Here is a 19,699-nt window from a genome sequence, read left to right as displayed (position 1 = left end):
TTTCGACATGCCTGGGTGACGGTCAGCGAGAACCAGCAAGCGTTTTGCGCATGAAAACCCGGGCAAATCCGTCCTCGGTGGCGCGATGGGTTTCCACAAAACCGAGCTTTTCATAGATGGCGACGTTCTCGGTCATCCGCTCGTGGGTGTAGAGCCGCACGGCATCGCAACCGAGGCTCCGCGCATGAGTTTCACAGAGGGTCATCAACACTTTGCCGAGGCCCTTGCCCTTGTGCCGGGGCGACACGGCGACGTTGATCAGCAGCAGCTCCTTGCCTTCCTGGCTCATCACCAGCACACCGAGGATTTCATCGTTGTCGGTCAGCACGAACGTCTCGGTTTCGCGCAGTACTTGCTCGTAGTCGTCGAGCATCGGCGCGGGTTTGCGGCCGATTCGCGGGATGTAAGGGCTGTAGGCCTCATCGACCAGTGCGGCGATGGGCGCAGCGTCTTCGGGTCGGGCGCGGCGGAGGGTCTGCAAGGGGAGCCTCTTCAGTGGTGGCGAATGGGGCGCTCAGCATGCGATGGATGACGATCCCGGAGCAAATCCACCGCCGCCCCGTAGCACAATCGAAGCGCCCGAGGATGAACATACGTTCACCAAAAACCTCGCTGGATGCGTCTAGTCTGCGGGTTCCAACATAGTGACTACAGGAGTAACCCACCATGTTCTCGCACGAAAGCATCCCGCTGATCATCCTTTTCATCATCCTGCTGCTTGGCGTGCTGACGGCTGTTTTGCATCCGGTGCATGCGTTTTTCAGCTGGCTCAAGCGGCGCAAGCAAAGGGCATCTGCCGGGGTTGTGAAAGAGGTGGATGCGCGCTGAAGTTGCTTCAGTTCGAATCGGGCAACATCAACCTGCGTTAAGTCCGCCGACAACAAAAAAGGCCTGCCACATTGGCAGGCCTTTTCAGTATCCCGGGGGTTATTGCTTGAGGATCAACAACGGCTCGCCTTTCTTGACGATGTAAGTCGCCAGCTCCGAACCCTTGTCATTGCCGACATTCTTCGCGATGTGCGCCACGCCTTCCGGGATGAACAGCGAATCGCCGGCCTTCAGCGTCACCGGTGCCCGGCCTTCGAGCTGGTATTCGAAGGTGCCGCTGATCACATAGGCGACTTCAACGCCCGGGTGGGCATGTCGGGGCGAGGTGATGCCCGGTTCGAAATCGACCCGGGCCTGGATCACTTCGCGATCCGCAGCGCCCAGGTCCTGATGGACCAGATCGGTACGGCTCAGGCCTTGTTGCCAGCTCTTCGCCGGGGCGGCAGATTGAGTGTCGGCGGCGTGTGCCAGGCCGATCATTGAAACCAGTACGGCGGCTGCGGTCATCAGGAGTGTGCGGCGCATGGTGTTGCCCTCTTGGAAGTAGTGAAGTGACGCCACTACTTTGAAGAGGGCATGTACCGGGAATGTGTCCCGATATCGGCACTTGTTAGCTCACTGTGTACGAGGGCGGGATTGATACACGCTCATACAACTCTCGCCATCTGCGACAGCCACTGCCTGAAGGCGACGATCTTTTTCGAACCGGCGTTTTCATGGGGCGTGACGAAGTAGAAACCCGAGTCAGACTTGAGCCGCAAATCAAACGGCGCCACCAGTCTTCCGGCCCGTAAATCGTCCTCGACGTAGGTCGATCGCCCGATGCACACGCCCTGCCCGTCAATCGCCGACTGCACCGCCATCATGGCCAGGTCGAAGGTCAGGCGCGGGCCTTTGGCCGAGGGTGGCGGTTGACCTGCGGCGTTCAGCCAGGCGCTCCAGTCATCGGCGGTCTGCGCGCTGACGTGCAGCAAAGTGTGCCGGGCCAGATCGGCCGGCGCTTTGATCGGATCCGGCCCGCTGAGCAAACGCGGGCTGCACACCGGGAATATCTCGTCGGCCATCAGCCAGTCGGCGCGCAGTCCCGGCCAGTTTCCGTTGCCGTAGCGGATCGCCGCATCGATGCCACCCTTGCGAAAGTCCACCAGTTCGGTGGATGCACTGATACGCACATCAATCTCGGGAAAGGCCTCACGAAAGGACGGCAGACGCGGTAACAACCACTTAGACGCCACCGACACCAACGTGCTGATCGTCAGGACGCTTTGATTGTTCGCCTCCAGCAAGCGCTCGGTCGAATGGCGCAGTTCCATAAACGCCGAACGAACACCGGGAAAATAGGCGTTGCCCTCTTCCGTCAGCGCCAGTCCGTCCTTCAAGCGCATGAACAGGCGCACGCCGAGTTCATCTTCGAGGCGACGAATCTGATGGCTGATCGCGGTTTGCGTGACGTTCAGCTCTTCGGCGGCGCGGGTGAAACTCAAGTGTCGGGCCGCGCATTCGAAGGCACGCAATCCGTTGAGCGAGGGTAATCGGGTGAGCATGGGGCTTCTTCGGTCCATGAGATTTTGTCATACGCTAGCACTGCAGATGTCCTTTGCGAAGCGCCGCCAAAATCCCGGATTCTGGGCCTTCATTTGAAGGAGACCCCATGAAACTGTACTTCGCCCCCATGACCTGCTCGCTGGCCCCGCACATTTTGCTGCGAGAACTGGCGCTGCCGTTCGAACTGATCCGGGTCAACAACCAGACCAAGCGCACCGCCGACGGCCGCGACTTTCGCGAGATCAATCCGAAGGGTTACGTGGCCGCGCTGATGCTCGATAACGGCGAGGTGCTGACCGAAGGCCCGGCGATTCTGCAATACCTCGCTGACCTTGCTCCCGACCAGAGACTGGCCCCGGCCAATGGCACGTGGGAGCGCTCGCGCCTGCAGGAGCACCTGAACTTCATCAGCTCGGAAATCCATGGCGGCAGCGCGCCGCTGTTCAGCAGAGAAATCCCGGAATCCACCAAAACGATCTTCAAACACAAACTCTTCAAACGTCTGGACTACCTGAACCGCATCCTTGCGACGCAACCGTATCTGATGCCGGTGTTCGGCGTGGCGGATGCCTATCTGTTCACGGTGCTGAAGTGGTTGCCGACGTTCAGCATCGCCATCGAAGACTGGCCAGCGCTGGCGAATTACATGGCGCGCATCGCCGAGCGGCCCGGCGTGATGGCTGCGATAGCGGAAGAGGTAGCCACGCAACCGGTGTGAATCGCCCGGTTGCGTGGTCGTTTTCAGGCCTTCGCGGCCTCGTCGATCAGCGCCGCCACTTCTCCGGCGCAGGAGGCCAGCGAGGCGTGGCTGGCGTCGAGGGTGATGACTTTCTTCGCATTGAGCCGGGCGGACATGCGTTTCTGGTTGTCCGGGTGGATCATGTGGTCCTGACTGGAAATCTGATACCACGACGGTTTGTGCTTCCATGCCGGATCACTGATGACATCGCCAAAGGTACTGGCCAGCGGCGCTTTCTGGGTGACGGCCATCACCAGCGCTTCATCCTCCGACAGGTCCTGACAAAAGCTTTCATGGAACTTGTCGGCCTTGAGCCAGAGGAAACCGTCGCTGTCCGGGGCGAGATTCGGCGCGGCGGCGGGCAGATGTTCCTGAGTGATGCCGCCGGGGCTTTCGCCCTGATCCGGAGCGAACGCAGCGATGTACACCAGCCCCGTCACATTCGGTTGATTGCCGGCCTGGGTGATCACCGCCCCGCCGTAGGAATGCCCGACCAGCAGCACCGGGCCGTTGACTTGCGCGACCATTTTGCGCGTGCGCTCGGCATCGTCGGCCAGCGACGTCAGCGGCATCTCCACCGCCTGAATCGCGCGGTAGCCCTTACGCGACAGTTCGACAATCACCTTGCCCCAATGCGCGGCCCCGCCCCAGAACCCGTGTACCAGCACAATCGTCGGTTTTTCACTCATGGCCCTGCTCCTGCTCGTAATGAATTCGGCGCCAAGGAGTATGGAACGCTTCCACAAACCCGGCGGGCCGGCAGACCAAAGGTGCATTTCGGGATGTGACAGTTGTCGGATGCCCCAACGCGCCTATATTGAAGAAGGTTCAAGCCCTCCTCCCCTCGAGCGCCCCATGGCCACGACTGATCACCTGATCATCTGCGAGCATTGCGACTGCGTGTACGAAAAAGCCACGCTCGCGCGCTACCAGAAATCCCTCTGCGCCCGTTGTGGCGGCGTGCTCCAGCGCCACAACAACCTGAGCGTGGAGCAACGTCTGGCCCTGAGTTTCACCGCCGCGATGCTGTGGCTGTTCGCCAATTTCTACCCGGTGATGAGCATCAGCATGAAAGGCCTGAAAAACAGCGCGACCCTGTGGGATTCGGTGCTGGCCCTGAGTCAGGGGCCGATCACTTTCATGGCCATGGTCGCGGCGATCTCGATCATCATCGCCCCGGCCTTCCAATTGGTTTTGCTCATCTGGGTATTGAGCTTCGCCCTCGCCTCGCGCCGCTCGCCGGCCTTCAAGCTGTGCATGCGCTGGCTGGAAGCGCTGCGGCCGTGGAGCATGCTCGAAGTGTGCCTGCTCGGGGCAATGGTGGCGGTGTTCAAACTGGCGGGCATGCTCGATGTGATCCCCGGCATCGGCCTGTTTGCGCTGGCCGTGCTCAGCCTGTTGCTGATCCGCGTCGCCGGACGCGACATACGTGATTTGTGGGACATCCTGTGAAACGACCACCGACCGCCAGCGAACTCAACCTCTGCCTCTGTCACAGCTGCGGACTGGCCTGCGACATGACCGACGAACCGCACCAGTGCCCGCGCTGTGACGCGCCGCTGCACCGGCGCAAGACCAACTCCCTGGCCCGCACCTGGGCCTACATGTTCGCCGCCCTGGCGTTTTACGTGCCGGCGAATCTGCTGCCGGTGATGAACACCACCCTGCTCGGCAACGGCGCCGACAGTACGATCATGAGTGGGGTGCTGGAGTTCTGGGAGCACGGCGCGTGGGACATTGCGCTGATCATCTTCATCGCCAGTATTGCGGTGCCGGGGATCAAGTTCATCGCGCTGACGCTGCTGCTGGTCACCGTGCAACGGGACAGCCACTGGGCGCGCCGGGAACGTTCGAAGCTGTACCGGTTCGTCGAGCTGATCGGCTACTGGTCGATGCTTGATGTGCTGGTGGTTGCGCTGGTGGCGGCGCTGGTGAAGTTTCAGGCGCTGGGGGATATCGAGCCGCGACCGGGGATTCTGTTCTTCGGGCTGGTGGTGGTGTTCACCATGCTCTCGGCCATGAGCTTCGACCCGCGCCTGATCTGGGACAAGGCGCCGGCCGAAGAAACCGATGAAACAGACGAGCCCCGGCACTCGAATGAACAAGTGCCGGGGCATTGAATGACTCCAATCAGATCTGCGCGGTGCCGCCGTCGACGAACAACTCGATGCCGTTGACGAAGCTGCTGTCATCCGAAGCGAGGAACAGCGCAGCCTTGGCGATCTCGCTCGGTTCGCCCAGACGCCCGATCGGCACCACCGACGCCAGTTGATCGAACAGACCTTGAGCGTGTTCCGCCGGCACCAGCCCTGCCAGACCTGGCGTACGCACCGGGCCGGGGCTGATGGCGTTGACGCGGATGCGCCGAGGTTTCAAGTCCAGCAGCCACGAGCGGGCGAAGTTGCGCACCGCGGCTTTGCTCGCGCTGTAGACGCTGAAGTTTTCCGTGCCTTGCACCGAGGTGGTCGAAGAAGTCAGCAAAATCGAACCGCCATCGCGCAGCAGCGGCAGCGCTTTCTGCACGGTGAACAGCGTGCCCTTCACGTTGGCGTCGAAAATCCGGTCGAAGTGCTCTTCGGTGATCGCCCCCAGCGGCAGCATGTCACCGCCCCCGGCATTGGCGAACAGGATGTCGAGGTGCCCGGCCTTCTCGGCGATTTCGCGGTAGATGCGGTCCAGATCGTCCAGCTTCGCCACGTCGCCCTGGATGCCGATGGCACGAGGGCCGATGGCGGCGACGGCTTTATCCAGTTCGGCCTGACGACGGCCGGTGATGAATACGGTGGCGCCCTGAGCGACGAACTCCTGCGCCGAGGCCAGGCCGATGCCGGTGGTGCCGCCAGTGATCAGTGCGATTTTGCCTTCAAGTCTGTTGCTCATGATGTGTCTCCAATAACCGTTTCAAGGAAGGTGACGGGTCGTAGGTGAGCCGTTGGAAGCGACTTTAGGCCGATGGATTGAATTGAAAAATCCGCAAAATCGGTTTTGTTTGTGCACAGATATGCACAATACTCAGCCCTGTCTTCGATCCTTGAGTGCAGCCCGATGAATCAGTTATTGGCGATCCGCGTGTTCGCCCGCGTCGTGGAAAGCGGCTCGTTCACCAAAGCCGCCGACTCGTTGAACCAGCCGAAAACCACGGTCAGCAAACTGATCGGGCAACTGGAAAGCCACCTCGGCGTGCGCCTGCTGCAACGCACCACCCGGCGCCTCACCGTGACGGCCGACGGCGCTTCCTACTACCAGCTGACCCAGCAACTGCTGCATCAACTGGACGACATTGATCAGGGTTTCAGTCAGGCCCAGGGCTTGCCCCGTGGCCGGATTCGTGTGGACATCGGCGGCTCCACCGCGACCATGCTGGTGATTCCCGAACTGCCGAAGTTCTTCGAGCGTTATCCGGACATTCAGGTGGATCTAGGCGTCAGCGACCGCCCGGTGGACTTGATCAGCGAGCGCGTCGACTGCGTGATTCGCGGCGGCCCGCTGACCGAACAGGCCCTGGCTGTGCGCCGCTTGGGCGAAGTGTCCTGGACCACCTGCGCCACGCCCGACTATTTGCAGCGCCACGGCACGCCGGTGCATCCGCTGGAGCTTGCCCGGCATCAAATGATCGCCTATCGCTCGGCCTCCACCGGGCGCATCCTGCCGTCGAACTTCCAGCGCAACGGCGAGCGCCATCAAATCGAAGGCAAAGGCCTGGTCAGCGTCAACGAAAGCAACGCGCATCTCGCGGCCGGATTGGCGGGGCTGGGGATCATCCACACATTCAGCTACACAGTCAGGGCCGCCATCGAGCGCGGCGAACTGGTGCCGATCCTCACCGACTGGCGCCCGCCGGCGTACCCGTTCCACCTGCTGTATCCGCCGAACCGGCACCTGAGCAACCGCGTGCGGGTGTTCATCGACTGGCTGGTGGAGCGCTTCGCGCAGGTGGACTGAGCCTCGCTGTCGCGCCGATTCGTCTAACCTGACGTTGCAGCCGCCGACGTTTTTCCGCAGGCTACGCACCGATCCTGACGCCCATGAAACGGAGATTCCCATGCTCAAACGCACCCTGGCACTGACTGCAGGCCTGGCCCTGTCCTTTTCCACCCTGCTGGCCCAGGCCGCAGACGTGTTGAAAGTCAGCGCGATTCCCGACGAGGCCCCGACCGAACTGCTGCGTAAGTTCGAACCGCTGGGGGCTTATCTGGAGCAGCAATTGGGCATGAAAGTGCAATTCGTTCCCGTGGCCGACTACCCGGCCGTGGTTGAAGCCCTGGCCACCGACCGCCTCGACATGGCCTGGCTGGGCGGTTTCACCTTCGTCCAGGCACGGCTGAAAACCGATGCCACCACCCCGGTGATCCCGCTGGTGCAGCGTGAGCAGGACGCGCAGTTCACCAGCAAATTCATCACCGCCGACCCGAACGTGAAGAGCCTCACCGACCTCAAGGGCAAGACCTTCGCCTTCGGTTCGGTATCGTCGACTTCCGGCAGCCTGATGCCGCGCTACTTCATGCTCAAGGACGGCATCAAACCCGAGACCTATTTCAGCCGCGTCGGCTACTCCGGTGCTCATGACGCCACCGTCGCCTGGGTGCAGGCCGGCAAGGTCGATGCCGGTGTGCTGAACGCCAGCGTCTGGCAGAAACTGGTGGACGCCGGCAAGGTCGACACCAACAAGGTCAAGGTCTTCGCCACCACCCCGGCCTACTTCGATTACAACTGGACCGTGCGCGGCACCCTCGACCCGGCGCTGGCAGCGAAAATCAAAAAAGCCTTCCTCGCCCTCGACCCAGCCAACCCCGAGCAGAAGAAAATCCTCGACCTGCAGGCCGCCAGCCGCTTCATCGAAACCAGTCCGGACAACTACAAAGGCATCGAGGAAGCCGCCCGCGCCGCCGAACTGCTGAAATGACCCTGAGCCTCAAGCAAGTCTTTCTGCACCACGCCAACGGCGTCGAAGCCCTGCGTGGTGTGGATTTGCAAATCAACAGCGGCGAGCAGGTGGTGATCATCGGCCCGTCCGGCGCCGGTAAATCCAGCCTGCTCAACCTGCTGGCCACCGCCATTCGGCCGAGCAGCGGCGACATCGACGTGCTGGGCCAACGGGCCTGGCACTTGTCCGCCCGCCAACGCCAACACCTGCGCGCAAAAATCGGCCTGGTGCATCAGGCGCCGCCCCTGCCGCCCCGGCAACGGGTGGTGACGGCGGTGCTGGCCGGCAAGCTCGGGCAATGGAGCCTGGGCAAAAGCCTCGTCAACCTGCTGCATCCACTGGACATTCCCGGCGCCCGCGCCGCTCTGGCGCGGCTGGATCTGGCGGACAAACTCTTCAGCCAGTGCCAGCAACTTTCCGGCGGCCAGTTACAGCGGGTCGGCATCGCTCGCGTGCTGTATCAGGCGCCGGAGGTATTGCTGGCGGACGAACCGGTATCGGCCATGGACCCGGTCCTCGCCGGGCACACCCTGACGGTGCTGTCGCGCCATGCCCGAGAGCACAACGTCACGCTGGTGGCGAGCCTGCATGCGGTGGACCTGGCACTGGCGCACTTCCCGCGCACCATCGGTTTGCGTGAGGGGCAGATCCTCTTCGATTGCCCGTCCGATCAAGTCAGCCACGACATGCTCGACAGCCTGTACGCCAACGAACAACTGCAATCCCCGGCGCCGGCCCTGACGCCGCTGATTGTGCAGATTCCACGATGCTGAGCACCGACACCCGCGACCCCGCCGCACTGCCTCGCCTGTTGCTGACACTGCTGGCGATTGCCCTGCTGTGGCCGGGCATTCAGCTCAGCGAACTCGACCTCGGCGTGTTGCTGCACGCCGACAGCCAGAGCGAAATGGGCCGCTTCGTCTCGACCTTCTGGCCGCCGGCCCATGACCGGGACTTTCTGCAACTGCTGCTCAAGGCCACCCTGCAAACCCTGGCCATCGCCACGGCCGGCATGGCGTTGGCACTGATACTGGCGGTGCCGGCCAGTTTGCTCGCCAGTCGCGCCTTGTCGCTGTCCGCTGCGTCCCACGGCGGCCGCCCGAGCCTGCTGGGCCGGTTGCTGCGCTGGCCGGTGCGCGGGTTGCTGATCTTCCTGCGCAGCGTGCCGGAAATCGTCTGGGCGCTGCTGTTCGTGCGCGCCGTCGGCCTCGGCCCGGCGGCGGGTGTGCTGGCGATCGCCATCACCTACAGCGGCATGCTCGGCAAGGTCTACGCGGAAATCTTCGAATCCACCGACCAGCGCCCGGCCCACGCCTTGCTCCAGGCTGGCAGCGGACGCCTGGCCAGTTTCGCCTACGGCGTGCTGCCCAACGTCGCGGCGGAACTGCTCTCCTACACCGTGTACCGCTGGGAATGCGCGATCCGCGCCTCGGTGGTGATGGGCTTCGTCGGCGCCGGCGGCCTTGGCCAACAGATCGACCTGTCGATCCGCATGTTCGCCGGCGGCGAAGTCGCCAGCATGCTGCTGACCTTCCTGCTGCTGGTACTCGGCGCCGACCAACTCAGCCGCCTGCTGCGCTGGAGACTGACATGAAGCGCCTGATCAACACGACGCTGATCCTCGCCATCGTCTTCGCCGTCATCGCCTCGTTCGCCTACCTGGGCCTCGACCTCGAAGAACTCGGCAGCGCCACCAGCCTGAAACAAATGGGCTCGTATGTCGCCCGCTTCCTCAGCCCCGACTTCAGCGCCGGTTACCTCAACGCCATCCTCCACGGCGCCATGGAAACCCTCGCCATGTCCGCCCTCGGCACCCTCCTCGCTGCTGTCCTGGGACTGCTGTTGGCACTCCCCGCCGCTGGCCGCTTTGGCTGGTTTTTTCAGAGCGCCGCACGTCTGCTGCTCAACGGCCTGCGCGCGATTCCTGAATTGGTATGGGCTGCGTTGATGGTGTTTGCAGCTGGCCTCGGGCCGAACGCCGGCACCCTCGCCTTGGCGCTGCATACCACCGGGGTGCTGGGGCGGTTGTTTGCTGAAGCGCTGGAAAATACGCCGCCGGAACCTGCCGAGGCGATTCGGCTGCAAGGGGGAATCCGGTTGTGGCGTTCTGCTACGGGACCCTGCCGAACCTCGCGCCGCAGTTGCTGGCGTACTGTTTGTATCGGTGGGAGAACAATATCCGGATGGCCAGCGTGCTGGGGTTTGTCGGCGCTGGCGGGCTGGGGCAGATGTTGTATGTGAGCTTGAGCCTGTTTCAGGAGGCGCAGGCGGGGACTGTGATTTTGGCGATGTTGGGGTTGGTGTTGGGGGTGGATTCGTTGAGTGCGTGGAGTCGGGGGCGGTGGGTTAAGGCGTAGGTTTTATCTCCCCGACTTTCATTTTTTTGAACGCGAAACGCGGTCAGCTACATAGCTAAGCAGTTTCAATTGGGTGTGACCCACCAAAGCGGCCTACACGATATATCTTAAGACAGCAACCCACCAAGCCTATAAAAACTTCCACTTAGGTAGTGTATGCATTCATAATGGCACTGTGCTAGTCTGAAAAATCAAATTTTAATAAAAACAACACTACAGTCGGCGAAGAACATGGAAATAGTTCTCAAATATCTCAAGCCAAATACAATCCACTCTCTACAAATTAAAGAGCCTCCAACTTCTCGAAAAACGAGCACTTTCGAGAGCGCTTCTTATTAAAACTCTATTCTAGCAATATGGCTAAATTTACGAATTATTAGTACCTATCTAACTGGGGAACCGGATAAAATGAGAATTTTACACATTTCCGACCTGCATATAACAAATAGCGCCGACCATGCTCGAACAATCGAAGCCTTGTGCCTAGATATAAATAAAATCGATAAAATTCAAAAAATAGACGCAATACTCTGCACTGGAGACATAGCTAACAGAGGTGACACATCCGAGAGCGCTATTACGTCTCAAGAAGCTGTTATCCGGAGGATATTACAATCAACTATCACTCCCGCAATTTTTTTATGCTGCCCGGGTAATCACGACGTAAACCTGAAAGCAAGAGAAGAGGTTTACGAGCCGATATTTACTGGAATTAAAACCCCCGAGGAAGCGAACAAACTAATCGACAATCTCATTAGCAAGGAAACTCTGAACTATGGGGACACTTAAAGGGATACATTAATCTTTCAAAAAAAATAGACCCTACAACATACTCCGAGAATATTTTATTTACCACAAAAATAATCAACACCAATTCAATTAAAGTAGGCATAGCCTCCCTAAATAGTACATGGAGAACGACGGGGGGAGGTAGCAAAGATAGAAATTACTTATATGTTGGTGAGCGACAGATTGAATTAGCTCTAGAGCAATTACATGGATGCGATATCAAAATTGCCTTAATGCATCACACTCTGGACTGGCTCGCACCAGATGAAAAAAACAGAATCCAGCGCGTACTCTCAAATAATTTCGATGCACTTCTATGCGGCCATAATCACAACAACAATGCTAGCCACACCACGTCAACACTTGGGGATCTATTAGTTAGCAATACAGGATGCATTTACGAAAATAGAGACCATTTCAACGGATACTCCGTCATCGATATTTGCAATGATAACGTGTGGAAAATAGAGGCCCGGGAATACTACAGCCAACGAAATGTATTTGACATATCACCAAGATTCTCTGAAGACGGCGTCTGCGAATTTAACATTTCAAAAAGAAACAGCATATCAAAAACAATTATCTCAAGCACCGCAATTAATGCAGCTTTGGAGAAGGCAAACTCAAAACTTTTGTCCTTTTCTGCCTCTGAAATTGCACCTAAACATTTATCGTCGATATTTGTAGAGCCTCCGCTAGCCAAAAAAAGCGAGAAAAGCTTAGCAGCCAGTGAGAGCATAGATACAGACGATAGCGACGAGTTTGTGAGCCTTCATAGCTTATCCCAAGAAAAGTCTGACATCATGTTTATTGGGAAAAGGGAATCGGGAAAATCAACCCTCCTCAATCATATTGCCGTGAATCGCTTTATGGAATTCCATGGCAATGCTAGGGTTGGACTTCTCGTTGACGTATCGATACTTAACAAACTAACGATCGCTGCCATTCTCACACAAGCGATTGAGTTCCTTGATAATGAAATAATAAAGCGAGATCTCATAGCCCTGCTCGAAAGCGGCGAAGTACTTGTAATCTTCGACAGTTTCAATATACACAATCCGACACACCGGAAGGTCATTGAGGAATTCAGAGACAAATATCCTGCACCGCGCTATATATTGGCAACCAGTGAGGAAATGCAAGACGATCTTAGCCTTGAGAAACTACCCACACTAAAGAAAAATCCAGTAGCCATATACATCCACTCATTCAAAAGAAGACAAACCAGAGAACTTGTCAAAAAGTGGTTTGGTGAGCACGACCAAGGTTCCGAAGAAAAGTTAGCACTCGTAAAAAAGTTACTTTCGAAACTAAACGTACCACAAACACCTTTTTTGGTTTCCATATTACTTTGGGTAATAGAGCAGCAGCCTACCGCAAAATTAATCAACCAAGCATCCGCCGTAGAGGCGTTAATCTATGGATTGCTTGAGAAATTTACAGAGTCAAAATTACGATCAAGCTACGACTCCAATATCCAGTCCCACTTCCTATCCGAACTTTCCAGCAGCATGGACGAGCAAGGCGTGGAATGGATAGAGTCTAACAAACTTGAAATTTTTGTCGCATCTTATTTCCAAAGACGAGGGCTCGCCGTACCTTCACGCGGCTTCACAGAAGAACTTCTAAGAAAGGGATTATTATATGAAAGCAACCAGATGATCACCTTTAAGTTCGACTGTTTTAGAGCATTCTTTCTCGCAAACAAGCTCGCTGAAAATGGTGACGCATTAGCAAAAGTCCTCACACCACTATCAATCGCAAAATACACAGCCGAACTGGATCTACTTACAGGACTGCATCGCGGACGCAAAGAAATACTTGCGATGGCTAAAGACTGCTGCCAAAAACTACTGTCCCTGTCCGAATTTGATGTGGACATTTCTCTTTTTGAAAGTTATGGAAAAGAGCGAGGTATTTTCAATCACGAGGAAACGCTGACAAAAATAGAAGACGAGTTTTTAAATGAACCTTTCGACGACAACAAAAGAGCTCAGCTTATCGAAGATGTTGATTTCTCTTCCAAAGCGTCCATTGACCACAATCACGCAAGAAAACGATACCCGACTGCTCCACTGTCCAGTCAAATGCATTTCATTGGGGCACTAAGAGCGTATTCAAACATACTAAGGAATAGCGAACTAATTGACGACATAGAATTAAAGACAGCATGCCTAAATGATGTCCTCACCATGTGGTCAAAAGTAATCGTATCCACGATAAACTATATCAATAATGCCGAATCCACCGAATTTCCAGATGATCTTGGAGACATGACCCAAGCCGAATTCAAAGTATTCGCAAAGCTAATGATCCCACAACTCGTATCCTCTTTAATGGCAGAGTCACTATCCACGCCAAAGCTTGAAAAGTTCATATTGGCCGAAGCGAATAGTTCAATTCAGTGCATCAGCTTCCTATCTACTATGCTGACCATAGAAAACCTGAACAAATCCAGCATACAAGCAATTCAAAAACTACTGAAGGAATCGGGAACCAACAACATCGTAGCGCAAGCAGTCTTTATAAGATTATTAACCTTATACCACTACGAAGCCCCAACCTACTCTATAAATGCTATAAGGGATTGCATTGGCGAAGCCTTCGTTGTCCTGCGAGGTTCCACCCTTAAAGAAAAATCAATAGTAAAAGGCAAATTTTTACAGCATATTGATGAAAAACGCGCAAGTAATCTTGAAGAGCTTGACGCCGCCGACTAATGATTATTAATGCTATAGGATTTTGGGCAGGTTCGTATTCTCTACACAACTCTGCCCTCCCACCTTCACTTCACAGACAGCTCATTCATACACTAACGCCCTCTAAAGAATCAAAGGGGGGGCAGAACCAAAAGGAACATATTTACACCCCTTTTCACCAGCGACCCAGAGTTTTCATTCGAGAAACAACCACATCACCTTGCCCCTACTCAATGAAAGGCGGACTTAAGGAGTTTTGGGTTTGGGACATCTTCTGACTGAGCCACAGCTGACCAACGTCAGAGCTGCCCTCTCCTGGCCTTTCAACGATTTACCCGTCGAATACGATTACGTAGCCGCGGAAGTCAGAGGCATCGATCCTGACGTGCTCTACGACATCCTTTATTCAGAGGTCGCGCCGGTGTGTTTCACCAACCTTCTGGCCGCTGTGCCCTCGGTATGGACTGGCTTCGATCCAGACTCACTCAGAATAATGATCGAGCAAAGGCTGGCAGCCAGGGAGAACAGCTGGTTTCGCAGGCAATTCGATAAGGCGTTGGTTCGCTGGCTGCAATACAACTACGGCTACATCTGGAAGGAGATTTCTTCCAGGCTTTGAGCGGTTAAACAGGCCGCGTTTAAAGCAACCCGCCGTAACTTCCCCAAGGCTACAACGCCTTGCGTCATTGCCTACGACTACGCCAGAATCCGCCGTCTTGTGCGTCTACGCTGCGGGTTTTATCGTTCCTGGGTCACTGAAAAACAGTGATCGGGTTTGGTAGCCCGAGCAAACACAAGAAGCAAGGCTCACCGTTGCGGCGTTCAATCGTCCCGGTTTTATGGTGGCCATGCACAGGGCACTTTCGAGTGCGCCGGTCTCCTTGTGTCCCGGTCTACCAACCTGCGTATGGCCACCACCCATCGTTTGGTAGCGAGTGGGTGATGGTTCCTGATGACGACACAAGGAGTTCCACCATGATCAAACCAACACCCAACCCACCCGAAACCGACCCAACCTCCCCTTACGAATTTCCCGATTCGAAGAAATTCCACGATGCCGCCGAGCGTGCTCTGGATCACTATCTCTCCCCGTCTTCCCGGGTGATGTCGTGCTGCATCGATCCCGAGCCGATGTTCCGGGCCAATCCCAAGTACAACACTGAATCCCTGCTGGCCAATGCCAGCGAATCCCTGGGTTCGGCCACCGAGATGTTGAATAACTTTGCGTCCACGCTCGAACCCTCGCATCGCAAGACGGCGTTGGGGATTGCGCAGGTGGTGATGGTCGCCGGGTTGGCGGTGAATCAGGCGCTGGATCACGTCGAAGTGGCGTAAGCGGTCGGTGGCTGTAGAAGCAGTCGATGGCTGCTTCTACATCCGCTTCACCAAAACCAATACGGCAAAAACTTCGGCGTAGGCTCGATCATCAGTTCCAGGTGATAGGTGATCGGATTGAAGAAAAACATATCCAGAATCAAAAACGCCCCTACCCCAAACGACAGCGTCATGAACTCACGATAAGGATGCTCGGCGAAGTACTCGCGTTTGGCGTGATAGAAGCTCAATAGCGCAATCAATCCCAGGCCTGCGCCCAGATAGTTGGGCTGCAACGGGACTTCGGCGAAGTTGTTGTAGACCAGCACCGACACCAGCATCCCCAACCCCAGCATGGGCAACTTCAGGCAGAACTTCAGTAGGCCGTTTTTGGCGCGTACGAAGGCGGCTTCCTGGCTGACGAAGAGGTACGCGGCCAGCAGTGAAATGGCCGGGGTGATTGCCAGGATGTAACGTGCTTTTTTGGAGCTCGGGATGGTGAACAGCACCAGCAACACCAACAGCCACCCGGTCAGATAGAGCAGCAGGTCGATGTCTTTGTCGCGGGTCGAACGAAAAAAAGTTTGTACTTCTTCAGGATCACGTTGATGGCGTAAAACACCGTGAAACCATAGGTAAACAGGCCTGCGGAGAAGTAGAAGTAATAGCGCGGTGCGTGGTCGGAGCCGAAGCGGCCGATGCCCTGCATGTTAAGCACTTCTTCGAGAAACGATTGCCCCCTTGCGCGTAGGCTGCCCATGCCAACAGCACAACTCCAGCGGCCAGAATCAGGCCCGACAGGAATGAAAACACCAATAACATGCGCCATTGACGACTCAGAAAGTAATAAGCCCCGATGACACTTGCCGGCCCGATCAAACCGATCGGCCCACGAAACGCAAAGCCCAGTGCCAGTCCCACGAACAGAAGCGCCAGGCGTCGCGGGTCTTTTTTCAATTCGGCCGAATAGGCAATGTAAAAGCACATCACCGTAAACAGCGCCGGGTAGATATCCAGTGCCAGCGAGTTCACGCCGTCGAGAAAGGCCCAGGTCAACAGGCTGAAAAGCACGCCGTACGCGCCCCACTTCTTGCTATGCAGCGCTCCCAGCCGATAAATGAACACCAGCATCAGGGACGCCGCCACGCAGGACGGAAACCCCATGGAAAGTATCGACACCCGGCCAAACGGCAAGGAAACCAGATAGACCAGCAAAGTATTGAGGACGGTGTAGTCGGGATAAGGCTTGAGGTCGTCGGCAATGGGAAACAGCGTGACGCCGTGCAGCAACATGTACTCGGCAAAGTCGACAAAGCGTGTGGTGTAGTTGAGGACAGCAGGTTTGTACTGCAACACCATGAACACGGCCAGTGTCATGAAGAAAATGCTCAGGCATGGATTTCTTGCAATCAATCCTTTCAACATGCCTGCCCGCCAAGTGCGATCTACAACAAGCGGGGCATCATATCGATCCATCGGTAACCCTTTAGTGAAGTTGTTCTTTTTGGCCAGAATCCTGAAATTCCGGTAACGCAGGAATTGAAGTTCTGCTTTCCGGAAAGTTGAATTTGAGCCTAGCCCACGGCAGGGACTATTCAAGCATGACGCGCCCCAACACTCCCTGAACGAGGCGGATGAAAGACAACAAAAAGCCCGGCCAGAGACTCTCGTCATCGACGAAGAGCCTCTGGCCGGGCTGTGTACTTTTCAGTTACTGGTTATTCACAGTGATGTAGGGGTCCCAGGTGTGGTCTGTGCCAATCTGGTTAAGGTCACGGTCGTACAGGGCGAAGTTGATGGTGTACCAGAGTTTGCCTGGATTCAGCGCAGTGGCTTGCCACAGGGAGTACGTCACATCGGTTTTGGAAATACCGCCGGGAGCCGCTTTGTTCAAGTAGATCACCACACCCGGCACGTTGAAAGAGACCGGTGGCGAGATGGTGCCTTTGTAATCGCCGCCCTGATGAGGATCGCCCGGCTGGACGTTCTTGATCTGTGCGATGCGGTCGAAGTTGCGCGACAGCGTGGTGGCACGCCAGCGGATGTTGTCGCCGGTTTTGACATCGATCCACAACTCGTTACCGCCTTCGCCGGTGTTGCCGCTGGCATGTGGATCGACGGCATCGCGCGTCACCAGCATGGAAATCGCACCGCCGACGTCGTTTGGATGGGCAATTAGGTAATCGGCATCGATATTGACGAGCACGTCAAAAGTATTGGTCGCACTGGACATGTTGCTGCTCCTTGTTGGAATGGCATGACGACCGCGCCCGCAAAGGCTGTCCGGCTCATCCGGTCCCTGGATGCGGTCTGCGGAGAACGATAGGAGATGGCTTTATAGTGTCAACGTGCGATCAGTTGACGCGGGAACAATGGAGCGTAATTCAGCGAGACCAAGCCGTTGATTTATTTCTGAGATAGTCGATCTCTTAAAAAAATTGAGGTGTTTTCTGACTGCTCCATTTGGCAAAGGCGCACAACCGTTGTCGGCAAGTACCGCACGGCGTACGCCTGTTGTAGGTGATGGCGGCCAGCGCGCCGTGATCGGTGGCGTGCTACCCGTCCGCCTGATGTTGCAGTAGTCGGCAAACCTCGACATTCACTTCCACGAACGCCTCCCAGCTGTACTGCTGCGCATAATGCATCCGGTACTGCCGGTCGACCCGGCAGATATCCGGTCGCGTCTCGTAGATCTGGCAGCGCTTGTCGGCATCACTGTAGTGCCGACAAGCCCCGTCTCCCCGATCCAGATAACGTGTTTGCTCTGCCAGATGCACGTTGCGACAACATAGCCCGCATTGCGTACAGGGAAACGCCAGTAGCGTCATACCAACGAGGCCAGCCAGTTGCGCGTGCTGGCCGCACTACCCATCTCGAACGGCAACTCGATACCGCGAGCTTCAACGGCCTTCTGCAACACGACGCTACGCTGGATTTCATCGTTGCAGGCGTCCAGTTCCACGGTGAACGCTTGCAACTCCTCGACGTCCAGGTTGAACTCCAGCTGGCTGAATTCCAGCAGGTAGCGGTCCAGTTCGGCGTTGATGGCCTGGAACTCACGCACGGTCCCGGCATGAGGCGTCAGCGATTCGACAAAAGCCCAAAGTTTTTGCGCCAAGTCGCTGTGCAGTAAAACGTAGTTCAGACCAAGGGTGACCACGCCCGTCACGAGTGCGCTGGCAAACGCTGCCAGCTCACCACCAAACGGGAAGCTGCAGAACGGTAAAAGCTGGGTGTAGGCCAGCGTGCCAACAACCGTGGCCGCGCCGACGGACAACAGCGAAGTCACCGCCTGGCAAAGCTCGACGAAACTCAGTTGGTCGGGGTTGAAGACCATCAGTTTGATGGCTTTGACCAACTGCCCCCAGATTTCGCGAATGATCTTGATCGCCATTTTCTGGGTGGTGGCGAAAATGTTGAACAAGGTCGTGGTCAAGCTGCCGAGTACGCCGGCAAATACACCGTCCTTGAACGCCACCAGGAACGCGCTGAAACGTGCCTGAACCCGCTGCCAGATGCCTTTCAGCGACTGGGCAATGCTGTCGACGAATGCCTCGAAACTGAATTTGTGCTTGAGCTTGTCCAGTAGCGCGGGCAATTGCTCACGCAATTCGAACCACACTTCCGCCATGACCATCCCGAGCATCTGTCGGGTCCCCATGGCCAGACCTGCCATACCCGCCACACCGGCGGTCTGGTGCAGGAACTTGCTGCTGGTGTAGTAGCTATGGTTGATTTGCTGCTCATATGGGGCGCGAGCTTCGGCATCGCGCTTGAGCATGGCATCGGGATCTATGGCTTTGAGCTCGTTGACCTTGCTTTCGGTCTTGCGGATTTTGTCTTCCAGCTCGCGGGCCTGGTGTTGCTGCTGTGGTGTTTCGCGGGGCAAGGTCGCCAGGCGTTCGCGGTCTTTGGTCAGCGTGTTCTCATGGGTGCTGATCAGGCCCGGCAACTTCTGCAGATACTCGCCGATGGGCGTCTGCTTCTTCGATTTGTTGACGGTTTCGTGGGTGGTTTGCAGGTTGCTGCTCTGGTTCGCCAGTTCAACGCCGCTCAGCCCGGCCAGCACACGACCGGCGTCATCATGGATGTCTTTCGCGCTGATGACATGGTCGAGATTGCGCTGTTCATGAGCGCCCATGACGGTATTGCGATACGGGTCATGCAGCGTGCCGGCGGCTTGCTCGGCCTTGTCTCGCTGGCCAGTGGCAATGTAATTCGCATGCTGATGGTAGGGCGTGGAGTCGTACTCACCCTGTTGCTCGTAACGTTGCTTTTCCGCTTCTGTCGCCCACACACCGTTGCGCACGTTGTGGATGGTGTCCACTTCGCCGCCCTTCTGGTCCTTGAACAACAGAAAGTCCAGGCCAAAGCTGGTGGCCAGGCTATTGATGACGGTTTTCTCGAGCTCATCGGCCCAGGGGTAGTCTTTTGCTGCGGCGTGCATAGTGGCTTCCGTGGCGAATAATCAGGGAGCGAAGCAGACGCGGGACCTTTCGGTCCC

At 56.7% G+C, this 19,699-nt stretch carries 22 protein-coding genes and 1 pseudogene; 13 read left to right on the top strand and 10 right to left on the bottom strand.

The window, feature by feature from the left end; genetic code table 11:
• Positions 1–22: 22 nt before the first annotated feature.
• Complete coding sequence (locus R1A29_RS12075) at positions 23–481, bottom strand: GNAT family N-acetyltransferase (protein ID WP_438301613.1); 459 nt, start codon at positions 479–481, stop codon at positions 23–25.
• Between the two features lie 185 nt (positions 482–666).
• Between R1A29_RS12075 and R1A29_RS12070 the strand changes: the two genes are divergently transcribed.
• On the top strand, positions 667–828 hold the full coding sequence (locus tag R1A29_RS12070) for a hypothetical protein (protein ID WP_248741598.1): 162 nt from the start codon (positions 667–669) through the stop codon (positions 826–828).
• A 99-nt stretch (positions 829–927) separates the two neighbouring features.
• Here the strand turns inward: R1A29_RS12070 and R1A29_RS12065 are convergent, their stop codons facing one another.
• Positions 928–1,353: a cupin domain-containing protein gene (locus tag R1A29_RS12065; RefSeq protein ID WP_438301612.1), complete on the bottom strand. Its 426-nt coding sequence runs from the start codon at positions 1,351–1,353 to the stop codon at positions 928–930.
• Positions 1,354–1,475: 122 nt separating this feature from the next.
• On the bottom strand, positions 1,476–2,372 hold the full coding sequence (locus R1A29_RS12060; RefSeq protein WP_438301611.1) for a transcriptional regulator GcvA: 897 nt from the start codon (positions 2,370–2,372) through the stop codon (positions 1,476–1,478).
• Between the two features lie 107 nt (positions 2,373–2,479).
• Here R1A29_RS12060 and gstA point away from each other — a divergent pair, with 107 nt between their 5' ends.
• Positions 2,480–3,091, top strand: a complete 612-nt coding sequence (gene gstA / locus R1A29_RS12055) for a glutathione transferase GstA (protein ID WP_438301610.1) — start codon at positions 2,480–2,482, stop codon at positions 3,089–3,091.
• A gap of 23 nt (positions 3,092–3,114) precedes the next feature.
• Here gstA and R1A29_RS12050 read toward each other — a convergent pair whose 3' ends face one another.
• Positions 3,115–3,801 (bottom strand): alpha/beta hydrolase, encoded by a 687-nt coding sequence (locus R1A29_RS12050; protein WP_438301609.1) that lies wholly within the window; start codon positions 3,799–3,801, stop codon positions 3,115–3,117.
• A 166-nt stretch (positions 3,802–3,967) separates the two neighbouring features.
• Here R1A29_RS12050 and R1A29_RS12045 point away from each other — a divergent pair, with 166 nt between their 5' ends.
• Together R1A29_RS12045 and R1A29_RS12040 are read left to right on the top strand one after the other, a co-directional pair.
• Entirely contained in the window at positions 3,968–4,564 is a 597-nt protein-coding gene (locus R1A29_RS12045; protein WP_114882977.1) for a paraquat-inducible protein A, read from the top strand.
• Entirely contained in the window at positions 4,561–5,232 is a 672-nt protein-coding gene (locus tag R1A29_RS12040; RefSeq protein ID WP_085709859.1) for a paraquat-inducible protein A, read from the top strand. Before R1A29_RS12045 ends, R1A29_RS12040 begins: the two co-directional genes overlap by 4 nt.
• A gap of 10 nt (positions 5,233–5,242) precedes the next feature.
• Here the strand turns inward: R1A29_RS12040 and R1A29_RS12035 are convergent, their stop codons facing one another.
• A complete protein-coding gene (locus R1A29_RS12035; RefSeq protein WP_248741593.1) occupies positions 5,243–5,992 on the bottom strand; it encodes an SDR family NAD(P)-dependent oxidoreductase in 750 nt (249 codons plus the stop codon).
• Between the two features lie 165 nt (positions 5,993–6,157).
• On the opposite strand from R1A29_RS12035, the gene R1A29_RS12030 reads away from it, so the two are divergent.
• From R1A29_RS12030 to R1A29_RS11990, 9 genes and pseudogenes are all read left to right on the top strand, one after another.
• Entirely contained in the window at positions 6,158–7,054 is an 897-nt protein-coding gene (locus R1A29_RS12030; RefSeq protein ID WP_438301608.1) for a LysR family transcriptional regulator, read from the top strand.
• 100 nt (positions 7,055–7,154) lie between these two features.
• A complete protein-coding gene (locus R1A29_RS12025; protein WP_085709856.1) occupies positions 7,155–8,015 on the top strand; it encodes a putative selenate ABC transporter substrate-binding protein in 861 nt (286 codons plus the stop codon).
• Positions 8,012–8,809, top strand: a complete 798-nt coding sequence (locus tag R1A29_RS12020) for a phosphonate ABC transporter ATP-binding protein (protein WP_438301607.1) — start codon at positions 8,012–8,014, stop codon at positions 8,807–8,809. Before R1A29_RS12025 ends, R1A29_RS12020 begins: the two co-directional genes overlap by 4 nt.
• Positions 8,803–9,630: a PhnE/PtxC family ABC transporter permease gene (locus R1A29_RS12015; RefSeq protein ID WP_085709854.1), complete on the top strand. Its 828-nt coding sequence runs from the start codon at positions 8,803–8,805 to the stop codon at positions 9,628–9,630. The genes R1A29_RS12020 and R1A29_RS12015 overlap by 7 nt, the downstream gene beginning before the upstream one ends.
• Positions 9,627–10,393 (top strand): annotated as a pseudogene (gene phnE / locus R1A29_RS12010) (phosphonate ABC transporter, permease protein PhnE). Before R1A29_RS12015 ends, phnE begins: the two are co-directional and overlap by 4 nt.
• Before the next feature lie 408 nt (positions 10,394–10,801).
• Positions 10,802–11,182, top strand: coding sequence for a metallophosphoesterase family protein (locus tag R1A29_RS12005; protein ID WP_438301606.1), 381 nt, complete (start codon positions 10,802–10,804; stop codon positions 11,180–11,182).
• Positions 11,183–11,415: 233 nt separating this feature from the next.
• A complete protein-coding gene (locus tag R1A29_RS12000) occupies positions 11,416–13,902 on the top strand; it encodes an NACHT domain-containing protein (protein ID WP_438301605.1) in 2,487 nt (828 codons plus the stop codon).
• Between the two features lie 241 nt (positions 13,903–14,143).
• Positions 14,144–14,500, top strand: a complete 357-nt coding sequence (locus tag R1A29_RS11995) for a DUF7079 family protein (RefSeq protein ID WP_438301604.1) — start codon at positions 14,144–14,146, stop codon at positions 14,498–14,500.
• Between the two features lie 356 nt (positions 14,501–14,856).
• On the top strand, positions 14,857–15,216 hold the full coding sequence (locus R1A29_RS11990; protein WP_114882967.1) for a DUF6124 family protein: 360 nt from the start codon (positions 14,857–14,859) through the stop codon (positions 15,214–15,216).
• A 47-nt stretch (positions 15,217–15,263) separates the two neighbouring features.
• Here the strand turns inward: R1A29_RS11990 and R1A29_RS11985 are convergent, their stop codons facing one another.
• From R1A29_RS11985 to R1A29_RS11965, 5 genes are all read right to left on the bottom strand, one after another.
• Positions 15,264–15,713 (bottom strand): hypothetical protein, encoded by a 450-nt coding sequence (locus R1A29_RS11985; protein WP_438301603.1) that lies wholly within the window; start codon positions 15,711–15,713, stop codon positions 15,264–15,266.
• A gap of 82 nt (positions 15,714–15,795) precedes the next feature.
• Positions 15,796–16,620 carry an ArnT family glycosyltransferase gene (locus R1A29_RS11980; RefSeq protein ID WP_438301602.1) on the bottom strand — a complete coding sequence of 275 codons (825 nt, stop codon included), beginning with the start codon at positions 16,618–16,620 and terminating at the stop codon, positions 15,796–15,798.
• A gap of 286 nt (positions 16,621–16,906) precedes the next feature.
• Complete coding sequence (locus R1A29_RS11975; protein ID WP_438301601.1) at positions 16,907–17,428, bottom strand: AidA/PixA family protein; 522 nt, start codon at positions 17,426–17,428, stop codon at positions 16,907–16,909.
• A 322-nt stretch (positions 17,429–17,750) separates the two neighbouring features.
• Positions 17,751–18,023, bottom strand: a complete 273-nt coding sequence (locus tag R1A29_RS11970; protein WP_438301600.1) for a YkgJ family cysteine cluster protein — start codon at positions 18,021–18,023, stop codon at positions 17,751–17,753.
• The gene (locus R1A29_RS11965) at positions 18,020–19,642 is read right to left on the bottom strand and encodes a hypothetical protein (protein WP_438301599.1); all 1,623 of its coding nucleotides are present in this window, start codon (positions 19,640–19,642) and stop codon (positions 18,020–18,022) included. The genes R1A29_RS11970 and R1A29_RS11965 overlap by 4 nt, the downstream gene beginning before the upstream one ends.
• Positions 19,643–19,699: the final 57 nt, after the last annotated feature.

This window comes from Pseudomonas sp. NMS19W (genome assembly GCF_051554255.1).
GTDB classification, from domain to species: domain Bacteria; phylum Pseudomonadota; class Gammaproteobacteria; order Pseudomonadales; family Pseudomonadaceae; genus Aquipseudomonas; species Aquipseudomonas kribbensis.
Note: the sequence above shows the minus strand (reverse complement) of the source record. Positions and strands in the feature narration are given on the sequence as shown.